This window comes from Virgibacillus pantothenticus, from assembly GCF_018075365.1.
Taxonomy (GTDB): Bacteria; Bacillota; Bacilli; order Bacillales; family Amphibacillaceae; genus Virgibacillus; species Virgibacillus pantothenticus.
The window spans coordinates 2419425-2444936 of sequence record NZ_CP073011.1 but is presented as its reverse complement, the minus strand read 5'-3'; the positions used below and the strand labels follow the sequence as shown (position 1 = coordinate 2444936).

The following is a 25512-nucleotide window of genomic DNA, read 5'->3' as shown; positions in this document are numbered from 1 at the left end:
GTGAGATAAATGGCTAGAAAATTAACATTTTCAAAAGCGATTAATGAAGCGATGGATATAGCGATGGAGCGAGACAATAAAGTGATTTTGATTGGAGAGGATGTAGCTGGAGGAGCGACGGTTGATCATTTGCAGGACGAAGAAGCTTGGGGTGGCGTATTCGGCGTTACGAAAGGTTTAGGTAATAAATATGGACGTAAACGTGTTATTGACATGCCAATCGCTGAAGCTGGCTACATGGGAGCAGCAGTAGCAGCTGCGGTCACTGGATTAAGACCGATATCAGAGTTAATGTTTAACGATTTTATCGGAAGCGCGATGGATGAAATTATGAACCAAGGTGCAAAAATTCGTTATATGTTTGGTGGAAAAGCGGAAGTCCCTTTGACCATACGTACGAGCCACGGTGCAGGGGCTGGAGCGGCCGCTCAGCACTCGCAATCTTTGTACGGCATATTAACAGCAATACCAGGATTAAAGGTAGTCGTCCCCTCTAATCCATACGATGCCAAAGGGTTATTACTAACAGCAATTGAAGATAATGATATAGTTGCCTTTTTTGAAGATAAAACATTATATAGCATGAAAGGTGAAGTTCCAGAAGGCTATTACACGATTCCTCTTGGTCAAGCAGAAATAAAACGTAACGGAGATGATTTAACCATCATTGCGATTGGAAAAATGGTGCATGTTGCCACAGACGCTGCAAATCAGCTAGCAAAGCAAGGTGTAGAATCTGAAATCATTGATCCAAGATCTTTATCTCCACTTGATGAGGATACCATACTACAGTCTGTTGAAAAAACAGGTCGTTTGCTGATTATTGATGAAGCGAATCCGCGTTGTAATGCGGCAACAGATATTTCTGCGCTGGTTGTGGATAAAGGATTCGATTCATTAGATGCACCAATTAAGATGGTAACGGCTCCGCATGCGCCTACGCCATTTGCAACTAATTTGGAGCAATTATATATACCACGAGCTGAAACAGTTGTACAAACAGCAAAAGAAATGATTGGGGAATTAACCTTATCTAGATAAATAGGAGGGGATTATATGGCTACATCGATTGTAATGCCGAAACTCGGCATGACGATGACAGAAGGAACGGTGGAAGAATGGCTCAAGCAGCCTGGCGATACAGTAAAAGAGGGGGAGGGAATTGTTACAATCAGTTCTGATAAGCTGACGAGTGAAGTAGAAGCACCAGCCGATGGTGTGTTATTAAAAATTATCAAAGATGTAACCGAAGAAGCGACTGTTGGTGAGCCAATTGGTATTGTCGGTCAAGATGGAGAAGAAGTTGGAGAAGCTGTATCGAACGTTGAAGAAACAAAAACGGAACAAGAACCAGAGGTACACCAAGAGACAATCCAACAAAGTGAACTGAATCAGAAAATGGATGGTCCACAACGAAAAAAACGTATTTCACCAGCTGCTCGGAAAAAGGCAAAAGCATTAGCGATAGATATTTCAAACATAACCGGTACTGGTCCAAAGGGAAGGATCACCCGAAGAGATATTGAACAGGCTGCAAAGCAACAAGCAGCAGCTACAATAATGGAAGAACAAACGGTAGAAAAACAAACTGCTCAAGAAAAAGCGACCCATGTAACTGGCTTGTCGTCTATGAGAAAATCAATTGCTACAAATATGCAGCAAAGCCTTGCAAATACAGCTCAATTAACCTTACATCGAAAGGCAGATATAACAGATCTACTTGTTTTTCAAAACAAAATGCGTGCAGAAGCAGCAGAAAACGGTTTAGATATAAAATTAACATTAACCGTTTTTCTAGCAAGGGCGGTGACGTTAAGCTTACAACAACATCCAGAAGTAAATACGCATTTAATAGATGAACAGCTTCATCAATATGATGTAGTACACTTAGGCATTGCAACGTCGTTAGAAAATGGTTTGGTCGTTCCTGTTGTAAAGCATGCAGAAAGATTACCACTTGGCAGTTTAGCAGAGCAAATTAAACTAGTAACAGAATCAGCTAGAGAGGGTAAGAATGTGGAATTAAATGGAGCTACATTTACGATTTCCAATTTAGGAGCGCAGGGGGTCGAATATTTTACACCCATTCTTAATCCGCCAGAAAGTGGTATTTTAGGTGTAGGTACATTTATTAAAGAATTTGCGTTAGGTGAAAATGAAGCTGTAAAGCAAAAGATATCATTACCATTAAGCTTAACCTTTGATCACCGAGTGTTAGATGGGGCGCCAGCAGCTGCTTTTTTAAATACGATTGCTCATTATCTAGCAAATCCATATTTGTTATTACTTTAGAGCTTAATGTTGTAGCATCGTAGGTTACGTCATGTCCTTATAATAGAGAAATAAACCAAAGGAATAAGCCTGTTACTTCCTCTCTGGTTTAGAAAAAGTTTTGTTACCACTCTTTTCAAGTCCAATTTTTTAAATGGAAAGAGTGGTTTTATATATTATTTCTTTACCAACCAAAGACGAATGTATAAATAAATGATAGAATAGTTTTAATTCAAGAAATAAGAAAGATAAAATGATGTGCTTGGAATAACGAAAAACCCAATAACCACGTCCGGCTTCATCGCCCAGCAACGATGCGACTTTAGAAATGCGCCCTACGATAAGTCAGCATCGGTTCGTTGCTAAGGGGAAGGCCGACTAAAAACGGGCTTGCCGCTCAGGCGTCGGCATACCCCTGTTTTTAGTGGCATGATTCCTTTATCTTTAGTTGATTCGTTCCATTCGCTACGTTGCTAAACGGGCGCCCCGCACCTTTGTTCTGAATAGTTAGAGTGAAAATAGAACTTATTATAAATTAAAAAGGAGGCTTATAAATGGAGCAATCTTTACTTAAAGAATACTTGCAAATGCAACACGCTTATGAACCAATTGTTATTCCAGGTCAGCAAGATGAGATAACGTTTTTAACGAAGAAAACGGGGCTACCGCAAGTATGGAAATTGAATTTAGTAACAACTGAGTTAGAGCAATTTACAGATTTGCCTGATCGAGTACTTTCTGTCTTTCACTCCCCGACAGGACAGCAAACCATCGTCGGGATGGATGAACACGGTAATGAGAAACAACAATTTTATCTAATGGACAGTGGTAGAAGAAATGTTCAAGAATTAGTAGTTTCTAAGCAGCATTTCCACTATTTTGGGGGCTGGTCACCCGATGGAAAGCAAATTGCATTTTCTAGCAATAGACGGTCCCCTGGTATTTTCGATGTTTTCGTATTAGATCTAAGGACCAAGAAACAGAAGGTCGTTTTTGAATCGGATGGAAATTGTAAATCTATTTTCTGGTCAAAGGATGGTAGCCAATTGTTAATTCGGATACCAGAAACTAACATTGAAGATAGGTTGTTTTTGTTGGATATAGCAACTGGTAGCACAGTTAGACTAGGAGATGATTCTTTAGCAAGATTTAAGGAGGTAGAGTTAACTGCTAATGGTAAAGAAGGGTTTGTCCTCACAGATATTCAACGAGATACGTTAGCAATTTATCAATTTTCCTTAAATCAACCAGCTATTTTAACAGAAGTATTATCTGATGATAATTGGGATATAGAAGAACTGAAGTTATCACCAAATCAAAGGCAACTAGCTTTTACCGTAAATGAAGGTGGAAGATCGAAGTTGGGAGTATACCATTTGGATGTTAAAACATATGACTATATAGAGACATTACCAAAAGGTGTTTATAACTCGGTGAGTTGGGTGAACGATCAAGAGTTAATATTGCATATAAAAAGCGCAGTATTACCTGGTGATATTTGGCAGCTGCATTTAGGAACGGGGAGTTGCACAAGATTAACGCATATTGGTCATTCGGAGATCACCAAATATTTGATAGAACCGAATTTATTTACTTATCCATCCTTTGATGGGTTAAACGTTCCTTACTTCTTTTACGGAGATGTAAAGCAATCACAACCAGCAGTGATTTATGTTCACGGAGGTCCGGAGTACCAGATTCGCGATGAATTTAATCCAGTCATTCAATATTTAGCAGCAAATGGGTTTGCGGTGGCAGTTCCGAATGTGCGAGGCAGTATGGGATATGGAAGAACGTATTCAAAATTGGATGATCAAAGAAAACGAATGAATGCAGTCGCAGATCTCAAATGGTTAGTAGAAGACCTTGTTCAGAATAGAGGTGTAAATCGTGACCAAATAGGAATTATGGGGCGAAGTTATGGAGGATTTATGGTTTTAGCTGCGATTACCCACTATCCTGATTTATGGGCAGCAGCAGTTGACATTGTCGGAATATCTCACTTCAAAACATTTTTAGAAAACACGGGTCCGTGGCGTCGCAAATTAAGAGAGTATGAATATGGCTCTTTAAAAGAGGATGTCGATTTCTTTGAGGAAATTGCACCACTTCGCCATACAGCAAATATACAAGCACCATTGCTTATTTTTCATGGCCGAAATGATACGCGTGTACCAGTTTCAGAAGCGGAACAATTGGCAAGCGATTTACAAAAGCAAGGAAAAAATGTGGAACTGCTCATTTTTGAAGATGAAGGGCATCAAACAGAAAAAATGACAAACCACATCACTATGAATAAATTAATTATTGCATTTATGCAAAAGCATCTAGCGCAAAAGTAAGCTGGGATTCACTTATAAAGATATAAAAGCAAAGATTACTAGTATACCAAAAGGGATTTTTATTACTAAGTTTAACCTAACAAACTTGTTCTTTAATAAAAAGCGGATCAGTGGGGGATAAAAGTACCCCCCCACTGATGTAATTTATTTCAATTTAGCTGGAAATTAACTGCTAGTCTTGGTATTACAAATCCCTTTTATCTTGCATATTAGGTGCTGTAAGACTTCCCACCTAAGGAGTTGGATAATCTGTACTGTAACAAGTCTAAGTGGGAGATAACAGCACCTAAATGCTCGAGCGTTCAGAGGCCTTTAGCTCCTATCATTACGGTACTAACAATCAACGGGGGTGAATGAAAATCCCTAATTGACTTTATTGAACGCCAACTTGCTTCCATGCTTCAGCAATCGCATTTGTAGTTTCTTTATCGTATAAATCGCGTGCTGATTGAATGAGAGCTTGACGTGCATCTAGAAAACTACTGTTCGGAGTTAAATAAACAGTTAATGCTCGGTAGTAGATTTGTTCGGCTTTATTTGCGCCAATTGCTTCAATCGTATGGTAGGCTGCTTTGTTAGCAATCCCGCTATTAATATGAACGCCACCCCAATCTCCTTCGCTTGTATTTGGTAGATTTTGATAATCATCCATATGATCTGGTTGATTGTAAGCAGTAGGGTCCGCTAAGCTACGAAGTGCGTCTCCTTCTGTACCTGGAGTAAATACATCCTCGCCTAGTAACCAATCCTCTTCATCAACGAAATAGCCGAAAACATCTGCAAAAGACTCATTTAAAGCACCGGGTTGATTTTCATATACGAGATCGGCTGTTTCCTGAATCACAGCATGTGTTAATTCATGAGCAACAATGTCTTTTGCTCCTGATAGGTAAGTGAATGTATCACCATCACCGTTGCCATAGATCATTTGATTACCGACCCAAGCTGCGTTATTATAATCATTTCCGAAATTGACAGATGAGCGGATGGAAGCTCCATTATTATCATAGCTTACGCGATCAAAGGTGTCATAATAATAATCAAATACTTCACTAGCATAATAATGGGCATCGACAGCAGCTTTTTGCGATTCACTCATAAACTGATTATCACTATCTGTCACATAAATGCCTGGCAGCTGATATTGACTACCGCCTTGGTTATCGAATGTTTCAATCACCCCGTCCATTTCCTTAGTCGTATCATATAGGTAGTAGCTATTTTGGTGTAAGAACGTATTTAAATCTTTTGTATCACCTAGCGTACCTACTCCAGTTCCAGTCTTTGCTGCCTCCTTCACTTGATTAGAGGCTTTGAGAGTTTCTCCATTTTCTGCATTCAACCAGATTTGCCAGTTTGCTGGAGAAGGCTGTGCAAATTGCAGTTCAACTCGATAGGCTAATGTGTAATTGTCGTTATTTTGGAAAACTACTAACTGAGCATTTTCTTCGAGGGAGTTAAAAACTTCACCAGTTAATGACTGTATCTTTTGGTCTGCTTCGCTTCGTTTTACGTCAATATGTTGCCAAGCTTTACTAACAGCTTCCTTTTTTGTTAATTTACGTTCTTCTTTTAGTTTAGCTGGAGCTTTCGGATGAAACTCGCCATTTATTGCAGCTATTTTATTATGTTGATTAACATGAACGACTACTTTGGAATTATCTATAGGAATATTTTGAATTTTTGGTTGGTACTTATAATGTGTCATTCCAACATTGTCTACATCTGCTTCTAAAAATTTCAGCTCTGTTTCAGGGTTTAATTTAAAAACAGCTTGATTAGCTTGAAAAAACTTTGCTACATCCTTTTCGCTGGTGATTCTTTGATCGGAAAGTTTTCCATTAATAAATGAAGGTACCTCTTCTTGTTTATTTTCTTCCCACAACGTTTCAACATCTTCTTTAAGTTTCCATTCTCCACTTTCTTCAGCATTTACCATTTGACTACTACCAAGGACTAGAACTGTCGTCATAGAAGCAACGCCAACTTTTTTTAGCCATTTTTTTTGCACATGCCTCTCTCCTTTTTCATGGGAATTATTGGTATTAAATTTGAAATTAATAGTATCGTAGATTTGGGTGACATGCAATATACTATTCGACTTATTTTTGCAATTTTTTTATATCTATAGAACTACAAATTAATAGAAAAAAGGCTTGCGCACGTCCATAAAATGAATACAGAAGTAGAAAATATTCAGCAATAATAGGGAAAATTTACCGAATTTGAGATAAGTTTAATATTTGCTATAATAAAATAGTTTTATTTAAATTTATAGAATTATAGAAATATTAATTCTTAAGCAGTATAATGGAACTAGATTAACATCGCTTCCAAAACATCAAAAATTTGGAATGAAAAGGAGTGTTTTAGTGGCTGAGAACAGGGGTGTCGTTTATGTAGGTGCTGGAAAGGTCGAGGTGCAGGATATTCGTTATCCGGATTTAGTATTACGGGATGGACCGGGAGTAAATCCACTAAATGTAGGGCGAAAATGTCATCATGGCGTGGTTGTTAAAGTGGTAACGACAAATATTTGTGGTAGTGATCAGCATATGGTCCGTGGCAGAACGACGGCTCCAAGCGGTTTGGTGCTTGGTCATGAAATAACTGGGGAAGTTGTTGAAGTAGGGCGCGATGTGGAATTTATCCATGAAGGAGACTTGGTATCTGTGCCCTTTAACATTGCCTGTGGACGTTGCAGAAATTGTAAACAACAAGACACCCATATCTGTGAGAACGTGAATCCAGATAGACCAGGATCTGCCTATGGTTATGTGGACATGGGTGGTTGGATTGGTGGTCAGTCGGAATATGTAATGGTTCCATATGCCGATTTTCAACTATTAAAATTTCCTGACAAAGACCAAGCGATGGAGAAAATCCTTGACTTAACGATGTTATCTGATATTTTCCCTACTGGATATCATGGTGCAGTAAGTGCTGGAGTAAAGACAGGATCGACAGTTTATGTTGCGGGTGCAGGTCCGGTAGGTCTAGCTGCTGCTCATTCAGCGCAATTACTTGGAGCTTCTGTTGTAATTGTTGGCGATTTGATTGAGGAAAGATTAGCACAAGCTCGCAGTTTTGGGTGTGAAACGATTAACCTTCGCGATCATATAAATATCGGTGAGCAAATGGAGCAAATCATTGGTATCCCAGAGGTGGATTGCGCCATTGATGCAGTTGGATTTGAAGCAAGTGGTCACGGTGAAGGAGCAAGTGAAGCTCCAGCAACAGTATTGAATACGATCATGGCTATCACCCGAGCTGGCGGGAAATTGGGTATTCCAGGATTATATGTTACGGGGGACCCAGGGGGGATTGATCAGGATGCCAAAGAAGGTACGTTGAAAATTCGCTTCGGCCTTGGATTTGCGAAAGCACATACTTTTGTTACTGGGCAAACCCCTGTGATGAAATATCATCATGATTTGATGATGGCGATTTTAAGTGGCAAGGCACAAATTGCAAAAGCGGTAAACGCTACTTTAATATCACTGGATGAAGCACCAGCAGGATACGAGGCATTTGATGGGGGTGCTTCTAAGAAATTTGTCATTGACCCGCATGGAATGGCAAAAGCATAGAATGAATTGCGAGTATTCCTGTTAGAAGTGCAGTAACCATGCATTTTTAAAATAAGGTGCTTGAGGATAACGAAATAACCGAATAGCCAAGTCCGGCTCCATCCTCAGCAACGATGCGACTTTAGAAATGCGCCCTAAGATAAGTCATCATCGGTTCGTCGCTAAGAGGAAGGCGACTAAACACAGGCTTGCCGCCCAGACGTCGACATCCCCCTGTTTTAGTGGCATGATTCCTTTATTTCCGTTGATTCCCGTTCCATTCGCTACGTTCCTAAACGGGCGTCCTGCGCCTTTGGTCAAAAGATGAACCATCTTAACGCATAGCCTTATTTCGCTGCTAATAATGGAATAAGGCTTTTCGTTATCCAAATTTTGATTAGTTAAATAATTATGCTTCAACTTGCTTACAGAAAATAAAGACCATACTTGGATAAACACTTTTTAAAAAGGAATGTAACTTTTATTTACTCGTATTGATCGTTAGTACTACAAATGTCTTTAACAAGGGATAAGGGGTGGAAGAAAAGATGAAGGTGAGATATTTATTGTACTTGTTTTTATTTTTAATCGTAATTACTAGTTGTTCTGAACGTTCAGACAACAGTGATACATCCACTACGCAAAATGAACAAGCAAAAGTGGAAATGCAAGTCGAAGATAGTGAAAGTAGTACAGAAATGGCTGAAGTAGGGAGTGAAGAAGAGCAACCTTGAAGAAAATGAAGTGCCTAAAGCGGACACATATAACGTTGCTGAGCGAAAGGTGATTTATACTGCGGATATTAGGATAGAGGTAATAGAATATGAAAGAAAAATGGCAGATCTAGAAAAGTTGATTTCTAATCACGACGGCTATATTGTGGAGTCTACGAGAGATAACGATTCCGAGGAAGGAAAGCGAACAGGTTTTTTAACTGCAAGAATTCCGCAAGAGCGATTTCATATTTTTATGGATAAAGTCGAATCAGGTGTTAGCAAATTATTAAATAGCAATGTATCAGGTCAGGATGTAACAGAAGAATATGTGGACTTAGAATCTCGGCTTCATTCAAAAAAAGTGGTGGAAAAACGATTGCTAGCTTTTATAGAACAAGCTGAAAAAACGGAGGATTTTAAATATTTCGGCAGACCTTGCCAAAGTACAGGAGGAAATAGAGCAGATTACAGGACGAATGAATTACTTGCAAAATAAAGCTGATCTAGCAACGATTCATATTGAAGTACGAGAAAATGATGTATCCTTAAAAAATAAAGATTTAAATACATGGGAAGCAACGACGCAACAATTCGTTAAGAGTACAAACTTTCTTTTAAAAATGGTTTCAACTATATTTGTTTTTATAGCAGGTAATATCCCAATTATTCTCTTGTTTGGTGGGCTAATTACGCTAGGGTGGAGGATCATAAAAAAATGGATAAAGAAAAATCGTAAGAAGTGAGTCGGGTGCAGTAATTAAGTGTTGATAACATGGTGTTGTTGATACGATTGCATTAACATACTGGACTATAAAATTCTTCAGAAAGAGAAGATAGCTGGATAAAACGATATCTAAATTCAAAAAATTCGTTTAGAGGAATTATATGTTGATGTGTATATTAAGTTGAAAGAGGTGAGGTTGATGTTAGCTAATTCAATAAGTTTAGTTCTCCAAGTTCTCCATCCTTGCCCGTTGTTAATAAATATTAGAAATTAGCACTTTGGATGGAGCAGATTAAGGGCTTCCATCATAAAAGTTCTTTCACAAACTATCTTTAAAATTGAGAAATGGAGAGCCAGAGAATATGCGAAATTTGGCTCTCTTTTTGATATAGAAATAGCCCTTAAGCTTAGCAATTACAATTCAGTTAAACAAGTAATAAAGTTCAGGAATCAGGTGCCAAGCATGGAGCTACGTGTTGCGCAACTATTTTTATGATAAAATAAAGAAAGCCATATAAACGAGGAGTTGTATTATGACAAAACATAAGATCTATACAATGAGTGTCGCAAGTGTCTATCCCCATTATGTTACGAAGGCGGAGAAAAAAGGACGTACGAAAACGGAAGTCGATGAAATTATTCGTTGGTTAACAGGGTATAGCCAAGAAGAGTTAGAAGCGCAACTGGAAAAACAGACAGACTTTGAGACTTTCTTTGCGGAAGCTCCCCAAATGAATCCTTCACGGGTCCTAATCAAAGGTGTAATTTGTGGAGTCCGAGTGGAAGACATCCAAGAGCCAACGATGCAGGAAATACGGTATTTGGATAAACTTATCGATGAATTAGCAAAGGGAAAATCGATGGAAAAGATTTTGCGCCAATAATGGTAAACGAAGAAGCCTGATTCTATGTATAAAATATAAAAAAGTCGTTGCTTTTTGTAAGTGGATACGTAGACGACATAAGTGAATTGTTGAATAGGTGAGAGGATATGACGCTTCATTATTATCAAAACGTATCTCTTGGGAGTTTTTAAGCAGTTTATTAAAGGAAAAACTCTACATTTAACGTGTGTTTTAAAGAAGTATTAAAAATTACGCCAAAGAGTTAGCTTCAATCGGACTATATTGTTACATAAAATTTCAGCTGAGGAAGTGTAAGGAATGATAATGTGAAAAAACGATGGATCTTTTGGTGGATCGGTAACATATTTTGGATTATCATTTTTGTAGTTGGGGCGTCTATTATTTGGTTAAGAAAGGTTGATGGCGCAGGTGTTACGCAAACACCTGAGCTTAAATTAGTGGCATTAATAGTTTTATTGATTGGATTTATACTTCCCATCATTATTCAAGTTATATGGCTAATTGTTAATTTGATCATTAGCAGTAATAAATAACAATTAAGCGCAAATCAGGAATCATAGATAGTTAAAATAAAACAATAGCTTTATTTGTAATGGATGAAAAAGCAGTTCACAAGATGAGATTATTTGAGGCACCATTTTATTCCATTATTTCAGGCAGAAAAACAGTTGCGGTCCGTTAGCCGTTGAAAAAAGTAGAAAATTAAATATTGGAGATAAATGAGCTTGTTAAACTTACTGACGAAAATAGATTATATCAGTGACGTTACAGGTTTATGTACTTTATAGATATTCAAAGAAATGTATGAAGATCTGCCTGCCGAGAATTTAAATGCTGTAGGCGCCTCTGGTGAAAATTGGTGGCAAACGCGATAAGAAATGCGTTCGCTATTGCTATAAGGTCCATTTTGTTGAACAGTTTACAACAAATAGAGAGAGGAATCAATTGTGAAAAGATTAATAAGTACTATTTTAAAAACAGTCATCTTTTTTATTAGCTGGGCAATTTTAATTTCTTTTACTCCCGATATACCAACAAAAAATTCGGCGTTATTACGACTTTGGTGGGAGTTTACTCCATTTATTGCGGTGCTTTTATTTTCTGTTATTTTTGTTTTAGTAATAGAAAAGGGCAAAATAAAGATTCCCGTAGCATCAAGGTTCTTTAAAAATTTTCTAATAGGTGTTGCAATAGGTTTCTTATGGTTAGGTAGCGTGGTAGCTGTTCTTTTACTTACAAAAACAATGAATATACAAGGACAAAACAGTATTAATTACATATGGATTTGGATTTTTGCCGCACTCTTGAATGCTGTAATGCAGGAATTGTTAGTGAGAGGATATTTATACCAATTATGGAAGCGAAAATATAATTTTGTTGTGGCGACAGTTTTAACTACAATTTTATTTACTGCGATGCACGGTGGCGCATTTGAAGCAGGTATTATTCCCGTGTTGAATGTTGTTTCAATGAGTATATTTGTAACATTACTGTTAGAATATACAGGTACAATAGTTGCTCCAATCATTGCTCATTTCATTTGGAATGTAATTGGAGGGATTATCCTTGGAGGCGTTTCATTGGCAAGTGATTATCCAAATCTCTTAACCAGTAATTTCCACGGTAATCTATTACTATCAGGTGGCATTTATAAAATGGAAGGTAGTATGATAGTTTTAGTTGTTCATTTAATCCTGATTACATACTTGTTCATATTAAATAAAAGAATGTCTAGCTAAAAATGATCTGTTTCTGCAATCGGACACGATCGTTGGAAACTAGCGTAGGAAGATCAAACTTTTTATAACAAAATGTATAATACTTCACAAATAGTGAAGCCACCCTAATCAAATTTTTTCCCAACTTCCTATTAATTTAACGTAAAATATAGAGTTGCATGATAATTTAAGCAAACTTTACTTGCCATAAAGAAGTAATGATACTATTGTTGTGTGAACTGCAGTATTCCCGTGTACTGCAGTTTTTTGTTGTCCGCAAAATGATAAAGTTTATTTATACCTTGCGCGCTGGGCTTAATTTTTAATTGCTTATCAATAGAAGCTTACATTTTTGCATGGTGGTGACGTACGGTGATATTCACTTTTATCCGAACAATAAAAGCGGTATGCTTAATAAAGTGTATCTCCCATCAGTGGGGGGTTCTCATTCACCCTCCACTGATTGTTAGTGGCGTAATGGTATGACCTAAGGGTCTCTTACGAAATAGGACATTTATAGGTGCTGTTATCTCCCACTTAGACTGTTGCAGTACCGATTATCCAACTCCTGAAGTGGGAGTCTTCCAGCACCCTATATACAGGATAAAAATAAACGAATTATAAAGTTTCGGTGCTTTTATTTTTGTTATGATACATTATCTATACAGGAGGAAATATGGATGCAAGGAAACATTTTACTTGTTGAAGATGATTTGGAAATTGCGCGGATCATTAGAGATATGCTTATCCGTAATGATTACAAGGTAACCTGGGCTACTACGGGGCTAGAAGGATGGGAAGATTTTCAATCTGCGACCTATGATCTGGTTCTCGTAGATGTCATGCTTCCGGAAATGGATGGGCTTTCGCTATGTAAAAATATTCGGTTGAAAAGTGATATTCCGATGATTATCATTAGTGCGAGAAAAGCGGATGAAGATAAAGTAAAAGGCTTAGGTTTGGGTGCAGATGATTATATAGCAAAACCATTTAGTATGCTGGAATTAAAAGCTAGGGTTGAATCCCATTTACGACGCTGGCGAAGATATCAAGGCATTCCAGAAAAAGCAAATCAAACAGCATATCGACATGGGCTCATGGTGGATTGGGATGAGCAGCAAATTTTTCTGCATAGTAGGAGAGTAACTTTAACAGGGAAAGAATTTGACTTGCTTGCTATTTTAGCACAACACCCAGAACGAACTTTTTCCAAGCATGAGCTATATGAACATGTTTGGAAGCAGGTGGAAACAGATGAAGTACATACGGTTACGGTACATATCAAATCATTAAGAAAGAAACTTCATGACTCTGTAAAGACTCCTAGATATATTCAAACAGTTTGGGGTAAAGGGTATCGATTTATTGGTGAATGAATATGAAAATAAAAACATGGCTACTGTTATCTTATTTTTTAGTAATGATTCTTCCAGTTATTGCAACCTATGTTTTATTCTTGTTTATCCAAGGCTATAATGATGAGCTTAAAGTAAAAGAACATGTTGAAACGGTGGCGGAAATTGCCTCATTAAAAAAGCTGCTTGCTGATCCAGCATTATATAAGCCGAATAGCAATTGGAATAAGATTCAGCAAGCAGTGGACTCGAATGCGTTTTACTGAATAAAGATGGAATTGTGATCTTTGCTTCTCATTCATCTGTTGCCTCAACATTTATGAATTATGGGAAAGAACAGCTATATGACGGACTGTATGAACTACAACAAGGTTATCGATCTTATACGTACCGCCAGCCTGTCTTTATCCAAGATGAGATCGTTGGTTTTTTTGATATACAAATTCCAAGAGAACAATGGGTGAAAGGTGTAGCTAATCGCGCTATTTTAATTGGTGGCGGATTAATTATTATGTTTGTACTCGTTTATGCTATGGTTATTATCCTACTAAATAAAAAATTGCTTCGACCCCTACATATGCTTATGCATGATATGAATAAATTTGCAGCTGAGGAAACTGTAGAGGAGAGGTCGACGAAACCAGATGAAATGGGGATATTAACAAAGCAGTTCTATGCAATGAGAAGACAGATAAATATGGCTCGGGATACGGCAAAACAGGAACAACAAGCGAAAGAATTTATAGTTGCAAGTGTATCTCATGATTTGAAAACACCATTGACGTCGATTAAGGCATATGCTGAGTCATTAGTGTACGAAAAGAATATTGAAGCCAATGAACAACAAGAGTATTTACATATCATTATGGAAAAAACAGATTTTCTAAAAGCGATGCTAGACGATTTGCTAACATATACGATGTTACATTCTGCGGAGCATAGCATGGATTTTGTTTCGGTAGAAGGTGAAGAGTTTTTTGACATGTTGATCTCAGACTATGAAGCACTTTGCAAACAAAAAGGGGTTGTTTTGCACGTCGATTTGCAAATAACAGGAGAGTACAAAGTAGATCCAAATCAAATGATCCGTGTCATGGATAATTTAGTAAGCAATGCAATTTCTCACACTGCTCCAAATGGGCGAATTTGGCTGGGAGCCATGTCAGATGATTTACCAGATTGGACATATTCATTTGTTCAAGAAAGTCTGGACTGCCGGAAAAAGGAGCAAGGTGCTTTATTAATCGTACAAAATGAAGGAAAGGGAATAGATGCAGAGCTATTGCCGCATGTATTTGAACCATTTTATCAAAAAAATGAGGCTCGCAATAAAAGTGAGTTGCAAAAAACGGGATTAGGATTAAGCATCGCTAAGCAAATTATAGAAAAGCATGGAGGATGGATAACCATCTTCTCTCAAGAAAATGTGGGTACTTGCGTTGTTTGTATGTTACCAAAAACCAAAGAAAGGTGAAAAGTATGAAAAAAGCAAAGATCAGCGTTCTTATCTGCATAATAGGAGGAATTGGGATGAGTTTTGGCTGTACACCCGAATCAACGAACTATTCATCAAGGGACATCGTTAGTCAAGCATTAGCGGCAGAAGAAGGTAATTTATCATTTTACGGAGAGTCCACAACAGTTACAAAGGAAAATGACACAGAAGTTGAACGATATGTAATAAAAGAATGGCGAAGTAAGACGGGCAAAATTCGTGCGGAAATGCAAGATGCCAATGGAGAACAAACATCTATAACTGTGAATGATGGTAAATCTCTAATCAGTTATCAACCTAAGCAAAATCAGGCGGTCGTAATGGATGACCCAGAAATGCTTGCACTAAATCAATTTTCACCTATGGATCAAGTGAGCGTTATTTTAGAACAAATATCTGAAACACATGATCTAACAAACGGAAAAGAAGAGAAGATAGCTGGTCGAAAAACACAGCATATCATAGCGGAGCCGCAAAAAAACAATCAACTGTTAGGAAGGCAAGAATTGTGGATTGATAAAGAGAATTGGATTGTTTTAAAAATGAAATCCATTTTAGGAAGTCAAACGGTAGAAGCAGAATATGACCAAATTGATTTTGATGCCGATATTTCTGATAATAAGTTTTCGCTAAAATTACCAGAAGATGTGGAAATCAAAAATATGGATGAACTTGCTTCAAATCGCGAAGTTTCCTTAGCAGAAGCACGTGAACAAATGGGAGATTCATTCTTGTATGTACCAGAAGACGACGAGTGGAAACGAAGCAATGTCGAGCTTATAGAAATGACTGGCGAACTAGCACGTACAGAAGTAAGTATGGATTATACGAAGAATGATGTGCCAATCTTCAACCTGTCTGTGTTTCCAACCCCAGATGATGACGAAGAGATCGATCAATTTTTAACATCGAATGAAAAGGCAATAACGATTCGAGGTATGAAAGGAACGTATACAAATGATGACACGTATCGAGAGTTACTATGGGATGAAAAGGGATTTCGCTATTCATTATTAATGATGGATGTAACTTTTGATTTAGAACAAGCAACGCAATTAGCGGAAAAAATGGAATATCTTCCATAGAATAGAGTGTGTATAATTATGCAGATAACTATTGTAATTGTCAGTATCATTACGCTCATTGTAACATTCATCGCTTATTTACTTCCGAAGAAATTAAGTGCGGGATTACTTCTTATTACAGGTAGTAGTCTGATCGTGTATCTGTTAATGAGTCATGATTTTATCGATGCATGGACACCAATTAGTATGATGTTAGTCACTTTTTTTAGCTTCAGCTCTGTTTTTGACCGAGACAAGCGCTCGAAAAGGCAGCAATTAAAACAGAAAATCGCTGCCGTAAACTATGAGATAGTCGAGCTGAATAGAGAATCGAAGCGGATTATAATGGATATTATCTTAACAGGGGTAATAGGAGGAATTTCGCTGCTATGCCTTCTATTTGTTCCAGATTCATACCTCACGATTAAATACTTGCTTGTTTTATATCTATTAATGATGATGCCGCAATTTTTAAATCGTTTAGCCGATTATTTTTTTACAACGGTGTATATGTTGCCGGAGCAACAGGTGATTTTCATTATCTCTTTATTTGAAGCAAGAGAATTACCAATGGATGAATTATCTAGTATTCGTAAAGAATCTGAACCAGATGTGTTAAGGCTCCATCCAGGATTTACTTTTTTGGCTGAGCAGAAAGATTATACGTTTGCGTTTTCGACTGTATTGCGTTTGTCTTTTCCTGGTGAAACTATTTGTCTTACCCCTACAGACTCAGAACGATGGTTTGAGCACTGGCAAAATTTTATGAAACGGGATCAAGCAAAAATAGAAAAGCCAATCCTCCCAATCTGGCATATAAGCAATATAAAACGACTGTTATGGAAAGGTTATTTTGCAATAGCGGTAAAAGGAATTGCCGCATATACTGGGTTGTTAATTATTTTGACTTGGCTTCATGCACCTTGGTATGCCATCATCATAGTTGTTTTTTTGTGGTGGCTGTTTAATATGTATATTGCGGACCGAATGCTAATTAACGCCTCCGACGCGAAAAAAGTAACGGCAGGAGAGATCTATGATATTGCCCAGGAAATTTTTTTGAAAGCTGGAATAATAGGTACTAGATTGTATGTCATTGATTCCTCAGTATACAACGGCTTGGCAACAGGGATGCATATTGGAAAAGGAACAATCATGCTGACGACTGCTACAACGAAATTATCTAAGCGTACAGTGGAGGCTATTTTAGCACATGAAGCGATACATATTAAAAAACGTGATGTTATGATAAATCAAATTGGACGTATGGCTATGATGGCTGTTCTTGGGCTTGGTATTTATTTGTTTTTTGATGAGCTCAAGTTCTTAACGGATCATCTAATCTTGTTTATCGTAATCATTTATATCATTATGCTATCTTTCCCAATCAGTTTATCTGTCATTGCCCAATGGACTGAAATAAGAGCTGATTATTTAGGGGCAAAACTACTGGGAGAGGGAAGTATGCAAATGGCAGATGGATTAAAAGAGCTAGCACTTGCTCAAGATAAAGCAACTGAGCAGGGGTTAAAATATAGCACTCTTGATGAGAAATCACTTCACAGATCAACGGTTGAAAGAGGAAACTGGTTTGTTCGATTTTTGGAGTTTCAATTCTTTCCACACCCGCCATTATATTGGCGAATACAACAGCTACGTAAAGAACAAGATTGGAGTAGAACAAAGAAATCATGGTTAGCTGCACGTTTTAAAGAATCGCTACGGGATTTCTTGCGCTACAAATCAAATGGGCTTTGAGAGGTACTGTAAGGCTCCTATATCAAGTGATGTATATAGTAGGAGCTAACAGTATCCATTTCCATCTTGCTAAACATTCCTAAAACTTTTATAAATAAAGCTTTATCCCGTATATAAGGTGCTAGAAGACTCCCGCTTCAGGAATTGGATAATCTATACCGAATAAGTCTAAGTGTAACAGCACCTAAATGCCCGATTCGTTTAGAGGCCTTTAGACCATACCATTATGGTATTAACAATCAGTGGGGAATGAAAGGAAATCCTGCTGATTGAAAATTCGTTGTATTAAATTAATTCTTGAAAATGAGTGGTTTATATGAATGAGATGAGTGTTATATCAGTAATCATTTTTTTGTTTTCAACGTATCATTTATGTATGGAGTTGAGAATTACGGACTCAACTCATAGACCAAAACAGGATATTTGGATGGTATATGTCTGTTCTATGCTTCTGCTTGTAACTGCAAATTTTTTATATTATTCTATTTGAGAATGTAAGAGCGAAGAGACTTTTTAAGAGCTTTGTTTCTCCAGTCTAGAGCATATTTAAGGTCACTAAGCTAATTACAGTTTACAAGAGATACAATAAAAGTCGTTTTAGTAAAGAAGTATATGAGAGAGATCATGTTGTCCAAACTGACACAATTAGGGAAACTTCATTTGGTTTTTGGTGCTGTATTCCTAAGCTTAGGAAGTTATTTTCTAATTAATGAAATTAAAGATTGGTTTGTATTTAAACAATCTCTGGCAGTGGTTTATTTATTACTTGGATTTTCATTCATTGCATCTTTAGGATGTTTAAAAAAAGAGAAAAAAATGAATGTTGAAGGTACGAAGCGTTTCTGTGCATGTGCAAACTTCTAAACGAGTTTGTTTAGTATTGAACATAAAAAGCTTTTGCCTAGCCAATTTCCAAAAGCATATCGATTTTGTTGTTTAAGTAGTTTTCTAAGGGTTGCGTATCTCATCTCTAATTTCTCTGATTAAGGAGACATCTTTATATGAAACAATTTTAATAATGTGGCTTCAGTAGCAATTACAATCACGGAATGGTTGTTAATGCAAGAGTATACCTACAGGCTTCTAAACAAATCGGGTAGTTACAGGAAATTTAATACATTGCTGCATTTTCTGTTTTTACCTCGTGGATGAAATTAGGTCCTTATTGAAGCCACATTTCGGATAAAAAAATAGCAAACGGACAGAAATAAGATAGACGACAACGGAAGGAGTTGTATTATGTCTATCTTTACTTTCCTTAGCGAACTTGGACATCGCTTTTTGAAGTATAAAGTGTACGATCTTTCAGCTCAAATGGCGTATTATTTCTTACTATCTGTTTTTCCATTCCTCTTTGTTATCTACTCGCTACTACCGTTTTTGCCATTAAGTGAAGATTATATTTTAACATTAATTGAACCATACGCACCAGATGCTTCATATCTGCTAATTAGAAATACGTTGAATCATTTGCTTACAAATCAAGGTCAACAGTTTCTCTCCTTAAGTCTGCTTATTTCCGTATGGCTCGCTTCTATGGGGTTTCAATCGATGAAACGAATTCTTAATATCGCATATAACGTACCTGCAAAGGAAAGTTTGGTGAAGCAAGTCATACAAGGGCTATTGCTCACCATTGGCTTTATGGTTATTTTTTTATTTTCTGTGGTTATTCCTGTTTTGGAAAGAATGCTACGAGATTATATAGCGGATATTTTTTCCAACGAAAGTTTTCATCGTCTATGGGATTTTATGCAATGGGGAGTAGGAAGCTTTTTAATTGTCACTTTTTTCATTATCCTGTATTATTTTACGCCGAATAAACATGTCAAGGTGAAACACGTTCTCCCAGGGGCATTGGTGGCTACGATCGGATGGCAAATCATTTCGATACAATTTGCTTCATTTGTCAGTAAAAACGATTATTCTGTTTTTTATGGTCAGTTAGGAGGCATTGTTGTATTAATGATCTGGTTCTACATGTCAGCAATGGTTACTATTATCGGTGGGTTAGTCAACACGATTATTTTTCCCATCTATCATAATGAACCAGTAGCTCATGAGGCTAGTTCTGTGTGGCATAAAAAATAATTAAACATTGATTCTTTTTCCTCCACATTCATGAATAGTACTTGCTCTGAATATCTATAAAGTATAAAGGTTAGAATGTGCCAGCAGTAGGAGGAGGATCCATGGTTGAATTTATTCTGGAATTATTTACAACAGAACAAAGGGTAGAGGCGATCTTAAGTCATCCCGTGATTGAATTTATTTTTGTAATATTGTTTGCAATGTTTGCATTTGCTGTAATGATTCATTTTGTTATTTACAATAAATTGAAAAGAGTTCGTAACTATCTTAAATCGACTGGTCGTATGGATATCGATCCATTAACAGGATTAAAAGAACAATACGCAACAAAGCAACAACACGAAATGGTCAAGGTTGAGACGTTCGTACAAGAACAGTTTTCCAATTGGCGTATGTTTCATATCCCTGTTGTCAGTCTAATTAAAATGGTGCAAATGACGGTGTCTGTATTCATCTTAATTGGCGTGCTCGGGACATTTATCGGCTTAACTACTTCTTTAAGCAGTATTAATTTAGAAGGAAATGATATTGTTTCAGGGGTAGCAAGTGTATTAGCGGGGATTGATGTCGCGTTTTATACGAGTATCGTCGGAATGGGGTTTTCTTTAGTAATGACGATTTTGCTTAAAGTGCTTAATACCGAATTTATGCTCACAGATATTATGCTAATGACAGAGACACGATTAGAAGGAGCAGAGGAAAATGGCATGCAGCGATTAATTGCAATTTCCAAAATGATAAATGAGTCCATTCAGCATTTGCAACAGACAAATAAACAATCCTTCGAAACGATAGAAGTTGCTTTTGCAGGTTTTCAAAATTATACATCAAGCCTGGAGCGGTCAGCTGAAAATTTAGCTGTTTTTAATGACGGGCTTTCGGACAATCTGCAGTCATTTGAGCAATTGTTTACCGATATGCAAGAGGTAACAGATGGTTTTGCTACTGGTACGAGAAGTCTGAATGAAAATTTCGCTACATTATTTACGTATTTTAAACGAATGGACAGCCATAATGAACGGCAGATGAAAGCATTTGAACAGACGTATGAGAAGATAAAAGCAACAACTGCTTTGCAAATCGATGGCTTCCAAAGTTTTGAGGCATCTGTGGAAGATATGAAAAAGTTTACTTCTTCTCTACTGGACGAGCAAGCATCGATGCAACATGCATTTTCAACTGTAAATGAAAAAACGAAGCAGCTCGTTACACAGATGGATTTGCAGAATAAAGAATTCAAATCGATTTTTGGGGCGGATCTGTCAACGAAGTTAACAGGTATTATCCAGCAACTAAATGAGTTATCCCGAGAATTTGATAAAATGGGAGATTCTTTAACACAGCTGCCGAGCGCTCTTGAAGTTATTCATCAAACACAAGCGGAGTATAAACATTTACTGTCTGACCGCTTTCAAGAATTAAAAGAATTTAATCGTACATTTAGCAATCACATTAAATCGCATGCTACGAATACGATGACATTTGAAAAGCATATGCAGGAAGCGGCGAGTTCTTTTGATCAGATCGCTATGAAAAATGGTCAATTGTTGCAAGAGATTAATCGTACTATCTCCCAAATAACACAATCCTTGCAGCAACGAGAGAACCAGTGGGATAACAGTGTGCATATATTAAAGGATACGTTAGCAAATTATATACATAACTTAGAAGATTCTTTAGGAAAACGTCTGGAGCAGATTGGGCAGGCATTACAAGCTTCCATGCGCGAAACAAATGAGCAAACGCGGAATGAATGGAATGAATTGCGCAGAATGGCGGATTCAGCACAACAAAATCAAGCAAGGGTTATGCAACAAAGCTTTCAAGATTTACAGAGGGAAATTCAGATGCTGAATCAGCGATTAGCGGCATTTACTCAACGTAACTATGCCCAAAACAATGCGATAAGGTTGAATCAAAATGAATACTAAGTATCAACGATTATTCAGGCAGAACCAGGATGAAGGACATTTTTGGCCATCGTTTACGGATTTGCTCACAACGATTTTACTTTGTTTTATTTTAATTTTCGTGGCTATGATGATTATCAAGTCATTACAAATAGAGGAAATGAAAAAAACACTAGATCAAATTATGGGGGTTCGAGCCAAGTTAGTTCAAGATTTAAAAGAAGAATTTAGCGGTTCTAATTTAGGAGTTGAAGTGGACGAAAAAACAGGTGCGATCATTTTTAGTACTGAAATTTTGTTTGCCTATGATAATCATGAGTTAAAGTCTGACTCTTATACCTTTTTAGATGAATTCGTACCCAAATATTTGGATATTTTACTACGAGATGGATACGAAAAATATATTGCTGAAATCATTATTGAAGGGCATACGGACCGTGATGGCTCGTATTTGTATAATTTACAGCTAGCTCAAAATAGGGCTTATAGTGTTGCTTCATATATCTTAAGTGACGATTTTCCGTATAAAAACATTCAGCAGCATTTAGCGGATAAGCTAACTGTTAATAGTAAATCCTTTTCTGATGTAAGAACAGACGAAAACGGAAATTATAGTGCGAAAGATTCTCGTCGGGTGGAATTCAAATTTCGCTTGAAGGATGAAGAAATACTGGATAAGACGAGGGAAATCCTAGGAAGATAGTTTCATTTCATAAACGATGTCTCCTTTTAAAATTTCAAAGCAGCAACCATATTTTATTTAATAAAACCTTAGGCTAGTACTTAGCAAAACGATTAGCACTTTAGGCTAAAATGCACACATTCATATAGTTTTCAAAAAATATACGGAAGGCAAGAGAAAGGGGACGGTGAGACCTCAGAGTGCTAGCACGATGGGGCTCAGCCCAAACCAACCACGGGAGGTGAAACAAGTTCCCGAAGCGGGTTATTTGCATCCCCCTCGCTTCTAATGAGCGGATTTTAATTTGGTGAAAATTCTTTTGACCCGGCACCTAGACTTTTCTCGAATGCAAGATGCCGTACCGCACTTATTATTGTAAGTGGTGCAAGTTCTCCAGACACCTTCATCCCGATTCAGTTTGATTTGTCATGATGACGATTGTAGCAGGGGGAGCGAACAGAAAAATTAAGAAAAGTTGTTGTATTATTGTGGCTCATGAATTCATCACGAATTAGCTATCTAGCTTATAGTCACAAATCGATTAATTGATTTAAATTATCCCGCATATAAGGTGCTGTAAAACTCCCACTTAGTAGTTGGAAAATCTGTACTGTGCAACAGCCTAAGTGGGAGATAACAGCACCTAAGCGCCGTCTTTCGTAAGATGCCATTAAATCATAATGTTGGGCTACTAAATCAGCGGGGATGAATGAAAAACCCTTACTGATGGAAAATTCAATTTATTCCATACAGTATGAACGTTTAACACTATCGGTATTTGTGTTTTTATCTTCATCAAAATTCTTCATAAACTGCAGGGTCTTGATCTTTTAATCTGCCTGCAGCATGTGACAATGCTCCAATCGCTTGCATTTCCTCATCAGTTAATGAAAAATCAAAAATTGAAATATTTTCCAGTTGACGTTGATAGGATGATGACTTTGGAATGGCTATCGAGCCTAGCTGAAAATGCCAACGTAAAATGATTTGGGAAACCGTCTTCTGATGCTTAGCAGCAATCTGTTTAATCGTTTCTTGTTCCAGTACGCTGCTCGCGCGTCCTAATGGGCTCCAAGATTGCGTTTGTACATTGTTTTCCTCGTGCCATTTGCGTTGTTTTTCCTGATTGAAAAATGGATGTAATTCGATTTGATTGATACTTGGTTTAACGCCCGTTTCTTCTTCTAATCGATGCATGTGTTCTGGTAAGAAATTACATACACCAATCGAACGAATAAGCCCCCATTTTTTTGCATCTATTAATGCTTGCCAAGCTTCTACATATATATCCTGTTTAGGGTTTGGCCAATGAATCAGATAAAGATCGAAATAGTCAAGGCTTGCACGATATAAGGATTCTTGAATAGCTGTTAGCGCTTTTTGATATTCTTGGTAACGCCCTGGTAACTTAGAGGTAATAAGGAGATTATCTCTAGGAGTGGAGCTGCGACGAATAGCTTCGCCAACGGTGCCTTCATTCTCATAGTTGTAAGCTGTATCAATTAGCCTGTATCCGAGACTAATAGCGCTTGTTATCGCATTTACACCATCACTCCCGTTTAATTTATACGTACCAAAACCAATTGCCGGCAACTTGATTCCATCATAAAGCGTGATTTGTGGGATAGACTGACTCATTGGAAATGCCTCCTTTTTAATTCTAATTTAAGAGTACATAAAAACAGAAAAAAATCCAACTAAAATATATTAGGAAATAGGAACATTTGCATGGTTTAGAGATTTATGACGTTTCAATATAAATTTGTATGACATCAACTTTACTTAATTATTTTTATCCATCTCACGTAACTGTTGAAAGAAATCAAACCTACCAACCGTCTTCTTAAAATTGCCTAGTACAAACTAGTAATCTATAATATATAACAAATATGGTTTTTTTTGGGTGGTTATATTGTAAGTGATATCTATAATAAAGAAAAGATGTGGAGTGAAGCATTAAAGTGAGTGATATACAGAAACTTGAAGAGCGAATTAAACTATTAGAAACAGAAAACCAAAAATTAAAATATACTATGGATCTTATTGATACTGAATGCCATAAGGTTAGTGAAAAGGTAAAAAGACTTAATTATGTTGTAGAAGAAATGGTGGAAAGTTCGTTTTCTAGTAAATTTAATACAGACATAGAGTATGTTTGTTTAAAACTAGATTTGGAACCTCTACAATATATTGAAGTTAAATGTTTACCTATGAAAATGGAAGTAGAGTATAGAAAAACAGGTAAAATACCAAGTATACAGGAATGTCATGAAAAATTGCTTGAAGAACTAGGAGTACCAGAAAAAGAAAAAAGTAATTATCCTATAGAAATAATAATAAACATGTTAAAAAAATTCAAAAAAGATATGGAAGAAATCGGAGAAATGGAAAGGGCAAAATCAATTTATAAAATAGTAAATCAAAAATGATTATTTTTCAAACCAAGAATTTTGAAAGTTACAATATAAGATCTAATATAATTGTTGATGCGGAGTAATAAAAAAGAGAAGGTTGTTATGCCTTCTCTTTTTTATAAGATAAGAAAGCATAAAATGAGGTGCTTGGAGATATAACGAAATAACCGAATAGCCACGTCCTGCGCATGAGCCCAGCAACGATGCGCCTTTAGAAATGCGCCCTACGATAAGGCCTCATCGGTTCGTCGCTAAGAGGAAAGCCGACTAAAACGGGCTTGCCACCCAGACGTCGGCATACCCCAGTTTTAGTGGCATGATTCCTTTATCTTTAGTTGATTCGTTCCATTCGCTACGTTGCTAAACGGGGGCGCTTGCGCCTTTGGTCGATCTCTTAAAAGTTGAATAAATCTGTTCGTGCTTAACTAAAATTCTTCTTTAAATGTTTCATTTAGGATGGAGTGTTTTACAAAGGTGGTAAATATTCAAATCTTCGTAAATCCTATCTAAACCAATGTTTTAGGCTTTATAAAAAAA

The 25512-nt window shown here is 37.0% G+C and carries 20 protein-coding genes and 1 pseudogene; 19 read left to right on the top strand and 2 right to left on the bottom strand.

Annotated features, from left to right (window positions below; all coding sequences use genetic code 11):
* Nucleotides 1-9: 9 nt before the first annotated feature.
* The 3 genes from KBP50_RS11455 (at nucleotide 10) to KBP50_RS11445 (ending at nucleotide 4613) form a co-directional block, all read left to right on the top strand.
* Complete coding sequence (locus tag KBP50_RS11455; RefSeq protein ID WP_050352435.1) at nucleotides 10-1041, top strand: alpha-ketoacid dehydrogenase subunit beta; 1032 nt, start codon at nucleotides 10-12, stop codon at nucleotides 1039-1041.
* Nucleotides 1042-1056: 15 nt separating this feature from the next.
* Entirely contained in the window at nucleotides 1057-2292 is a 1236-nt protein-coding gene (locus tag KBP50_RS11450; protein WP_050352436.1) for a dihydrolipoamide acetyltransferase family protein, read from the top strand.
* Nucleotides 2293-2825: 533 nt separating this feature from the next.
* Nucleotides 2826-4613 (top strand): alpha/beta hydrolase family protein, encoded by a 1788-nt coding sequence (locus tag KBP50_RS11445; RefSeq protein ID WP_050352437.1) that lies wholly within the window; start codon nucleotides 2826-2828, stop codon nucleotides 4611-4613.
* Between the two features lie 373 nt (nucleotides 4614-4986).
* On the opposite strand, the gene KBP50_RS11440 is transcribed toward KBP50_RS11445, so the two are convergent.
* Nucleotides 4987-6624 (bottom strand): M4 family metallopeptidase, encoded by a 1638-nt coding sequence (locus tag KBP50_RS11440; RefSeq protein ID WP_236691425.1) that lies wholly within the window; start codon nucleotides 6622-6624, stop codon nucleotides 4987-4989.
* Between the two features lie 361 nt (nucleotides 6625-6985).
* On the opposite strand from KBP50_RS11440, the gene fdhA reads away from it, so the two are divergent.
* From fdhA to KBP50_RS11365, 15 genes and pseudogenes are all read left to right on the top strand, one after another.
* On the top strand, nucleotides 6986-8203 hold the full coding sequence (gene fdhA / locus KBP50_RS11435; protein WP_128743467.1) for a formaldehyde dehydrogenase, glutathione-independent: 1218 nt from the start codon (nucleotides 6986-6988) through the stop codon (nucleotides 8201-8203).
* A gap of 527 nt (nucleotides 8204-8730) precedes the next feature.
* On the top strand, nucleotides 8731-8916 hold the full coding sequence (locus KBP50_RS11430) for a hypothetical protein (RefSeq protein ID WP_050352439.1): 186 nt from the start codon (nucleotides 8731-8733) through the stop codon (nucleotides 8914-8916).
* A gap of 100 nt (nucleotides 8917-9016) precedes the next feature.
* Nucleotides 9017-9641, top strand: a pseudogene (locus KBP50_RS22120) (DUF4349 domain-containing protein).
* A gap of 514 nt (nucleotides 9642-10155) precedes the next feature.
* The gene (locus tag KBP50_RS11415) at nucleotides 10156-10506 is read left to right on the top strand and encodes a DUF2200 domain-containing protein (protein WP_050352442.1); all 351 of its coding nucleotides are present in this window, start codon (nucleotides 10156-10158) and stop codon (nucleotides 10504-10506) included.
* Nucleotides 10507-10793: 287 nt separating this feature from the next.
* Entirely contained in the window at nucleotides 10794-11021 is a 228-nt protein-coding gene (locus tag KBP50_RS11410) for a DUF3923 family protein (RefSeq protein ID WP_050352443.1), read from the top strand.
* Nucleotides 11022-11435: 414 nt separating this feature from the next.
* Nucleotides 11436-12227: a CPBP family intramembrane glutamic endopeptidase gene (locus tag KBP50_RS11405; protein ID WP_050352444.1), complete on the top strand. Its 792-nt coding sequence runs from the start codon at nucleotides 11436-11438 to the stop codon at nucleotides 12225-12227.
* Between the two features lie 659 nt (nucleotides 12228-12886).
* Nucleotides 12887-13582, top strand: a complete 696-nt coding sequence (locus tag KBP50_RS11400; protein WP_050352445.1) for a response regulator transcription factor — start codon at nucleotides 12887-12889, stop codon at nucleotides 13580-13582.
* Entirely contained in the window at nucleotides 13579-13827 is a 249-nt protein-coding gene (locus KBP50_RS22115) for a hypothetical protein (RefSeq protein WP_244969431.1), read from the top strand. The genes KBP50_RS11400 and KBP50_RS22115 overlap by 4 nt, the downstream gene beginning before the upstream one ends.
* 14 nt (nucleotides 13828-13841) lie before the next feature.
* Entirely contained in the window at nucleotides 13842-15035 is a 1194-nt protein-coding gene (locus KBP50_RS11395) for a sensor histidine kinase (protein WP_050352447.1), read from the top strand.
* A 56-nt stretch (nucleotides 15036-15091) separates the two neighbouring features.
* The gene (locus KBP50_RS11390) at nucleotides 15092-16141 is read left to right on the top strand and encodes a LolA family protein (RefSeq protein ID WP_050352448.1); all 1050 of its coding nucleotides are present in this window, start codon (nucleotides 15092-15094) and stop codon (nucleotides 16139-16141) included.
* 18 nt (nucleotides 16142-16159) lie between these two features.
* Nucleotides 16160-17878, top strand: a complete 1719-nt coding sequence (locus KBP50_RS11385; protein ID WP_050352449.1) for a M56 family metallopeptidase — start codon at nucleotides 16160-16162, stop codon at nucleotides 17876-17878.
* A 612-nt stretch (nucleotides 17879-18490) separates the two neighbouring features.
* Nucleotides 18491-18742, top strand: coding sequence for a hypothetical protein (locus KBP50_RS11380; protein WP_128743472.1), 252 nt, complete (start codon nucleotides 18491-18493; stop codon nucleotides 18740-18742).
* Nucleotides 18743-19117: 375 nt separating this feature from the next.
* Nucleotides 19118-19969 carry a YihY/virulence factor BrkB family protein gene (locus KBP50_RS11375; protein WP_050352451.1) on the top strand — a complete coding sequence of 284 codons (852 nt, stop codon included), beginning with the start codon at nucleotides 19118-19120 and terminating at the stop codon, nucleotides 19967-19969.
* A gap of 101 nt (nucleotides 19970-20070) precedes the next feature.
* On the top strand, nucleotides 20071-21900 hold the full coding sequence (locus KBP50_RS11370) for a MotA/TolQ/ExbB proton channel family protein (RefSeq protein ID WP_050352452.1): 1830 nt from the start codon (nucleotides 20071-20073) through the stop codon (nucleotides 21898-21900).
* Entirely contained in the window at nucleotides 21890-22582 is a 693-nt protein-coding gene (locus KBP50_RS11365) for an OmpA family protein (protein ID WP_050352453.1), read from the top strand. The genes KBP50_RS11370 and KBP50_RS11365 overlap by 11 nt, the downstream gene beginning before the upstream one ends.
* 774 nt (nucleotides 22583-23356) lie before the next feature.
* Here the strand turns inward: KBP50_RS11365 and KBP50_RS11360 are convergent.
* Nucleotides 23357-24199: an aldo/keto reductase gene (locus KBP50_RS11360; protein WP_050352454.1), complete on the bottom strand. Its 843-nt coding sequence runs from the start codon at nucleotides 24197-24199 to the stop codon at nucleotides 23357-23359.
* Nucleotides 24200-24522: 323 nt separating this feature from the next.
* Between KBP50_RS11360 and KBP50_RS11355 the strand changes: the two genes are divergently transcribed.
* Nucleotides 24523-24990 carry a hypothetical protein gene (locus KBP50_RS11355; RefSeq protein WP_050352455.1) on the top strand — a complete coding sequence of 156 codons (468 nt, stop codon included), beginning with the start codon at nucleotides 24523-24525 and terminating at the stop codon, nucleotides 24988-24990.
* Nucleotides 24991-25512: the final 522 nt, after the last annotated feature.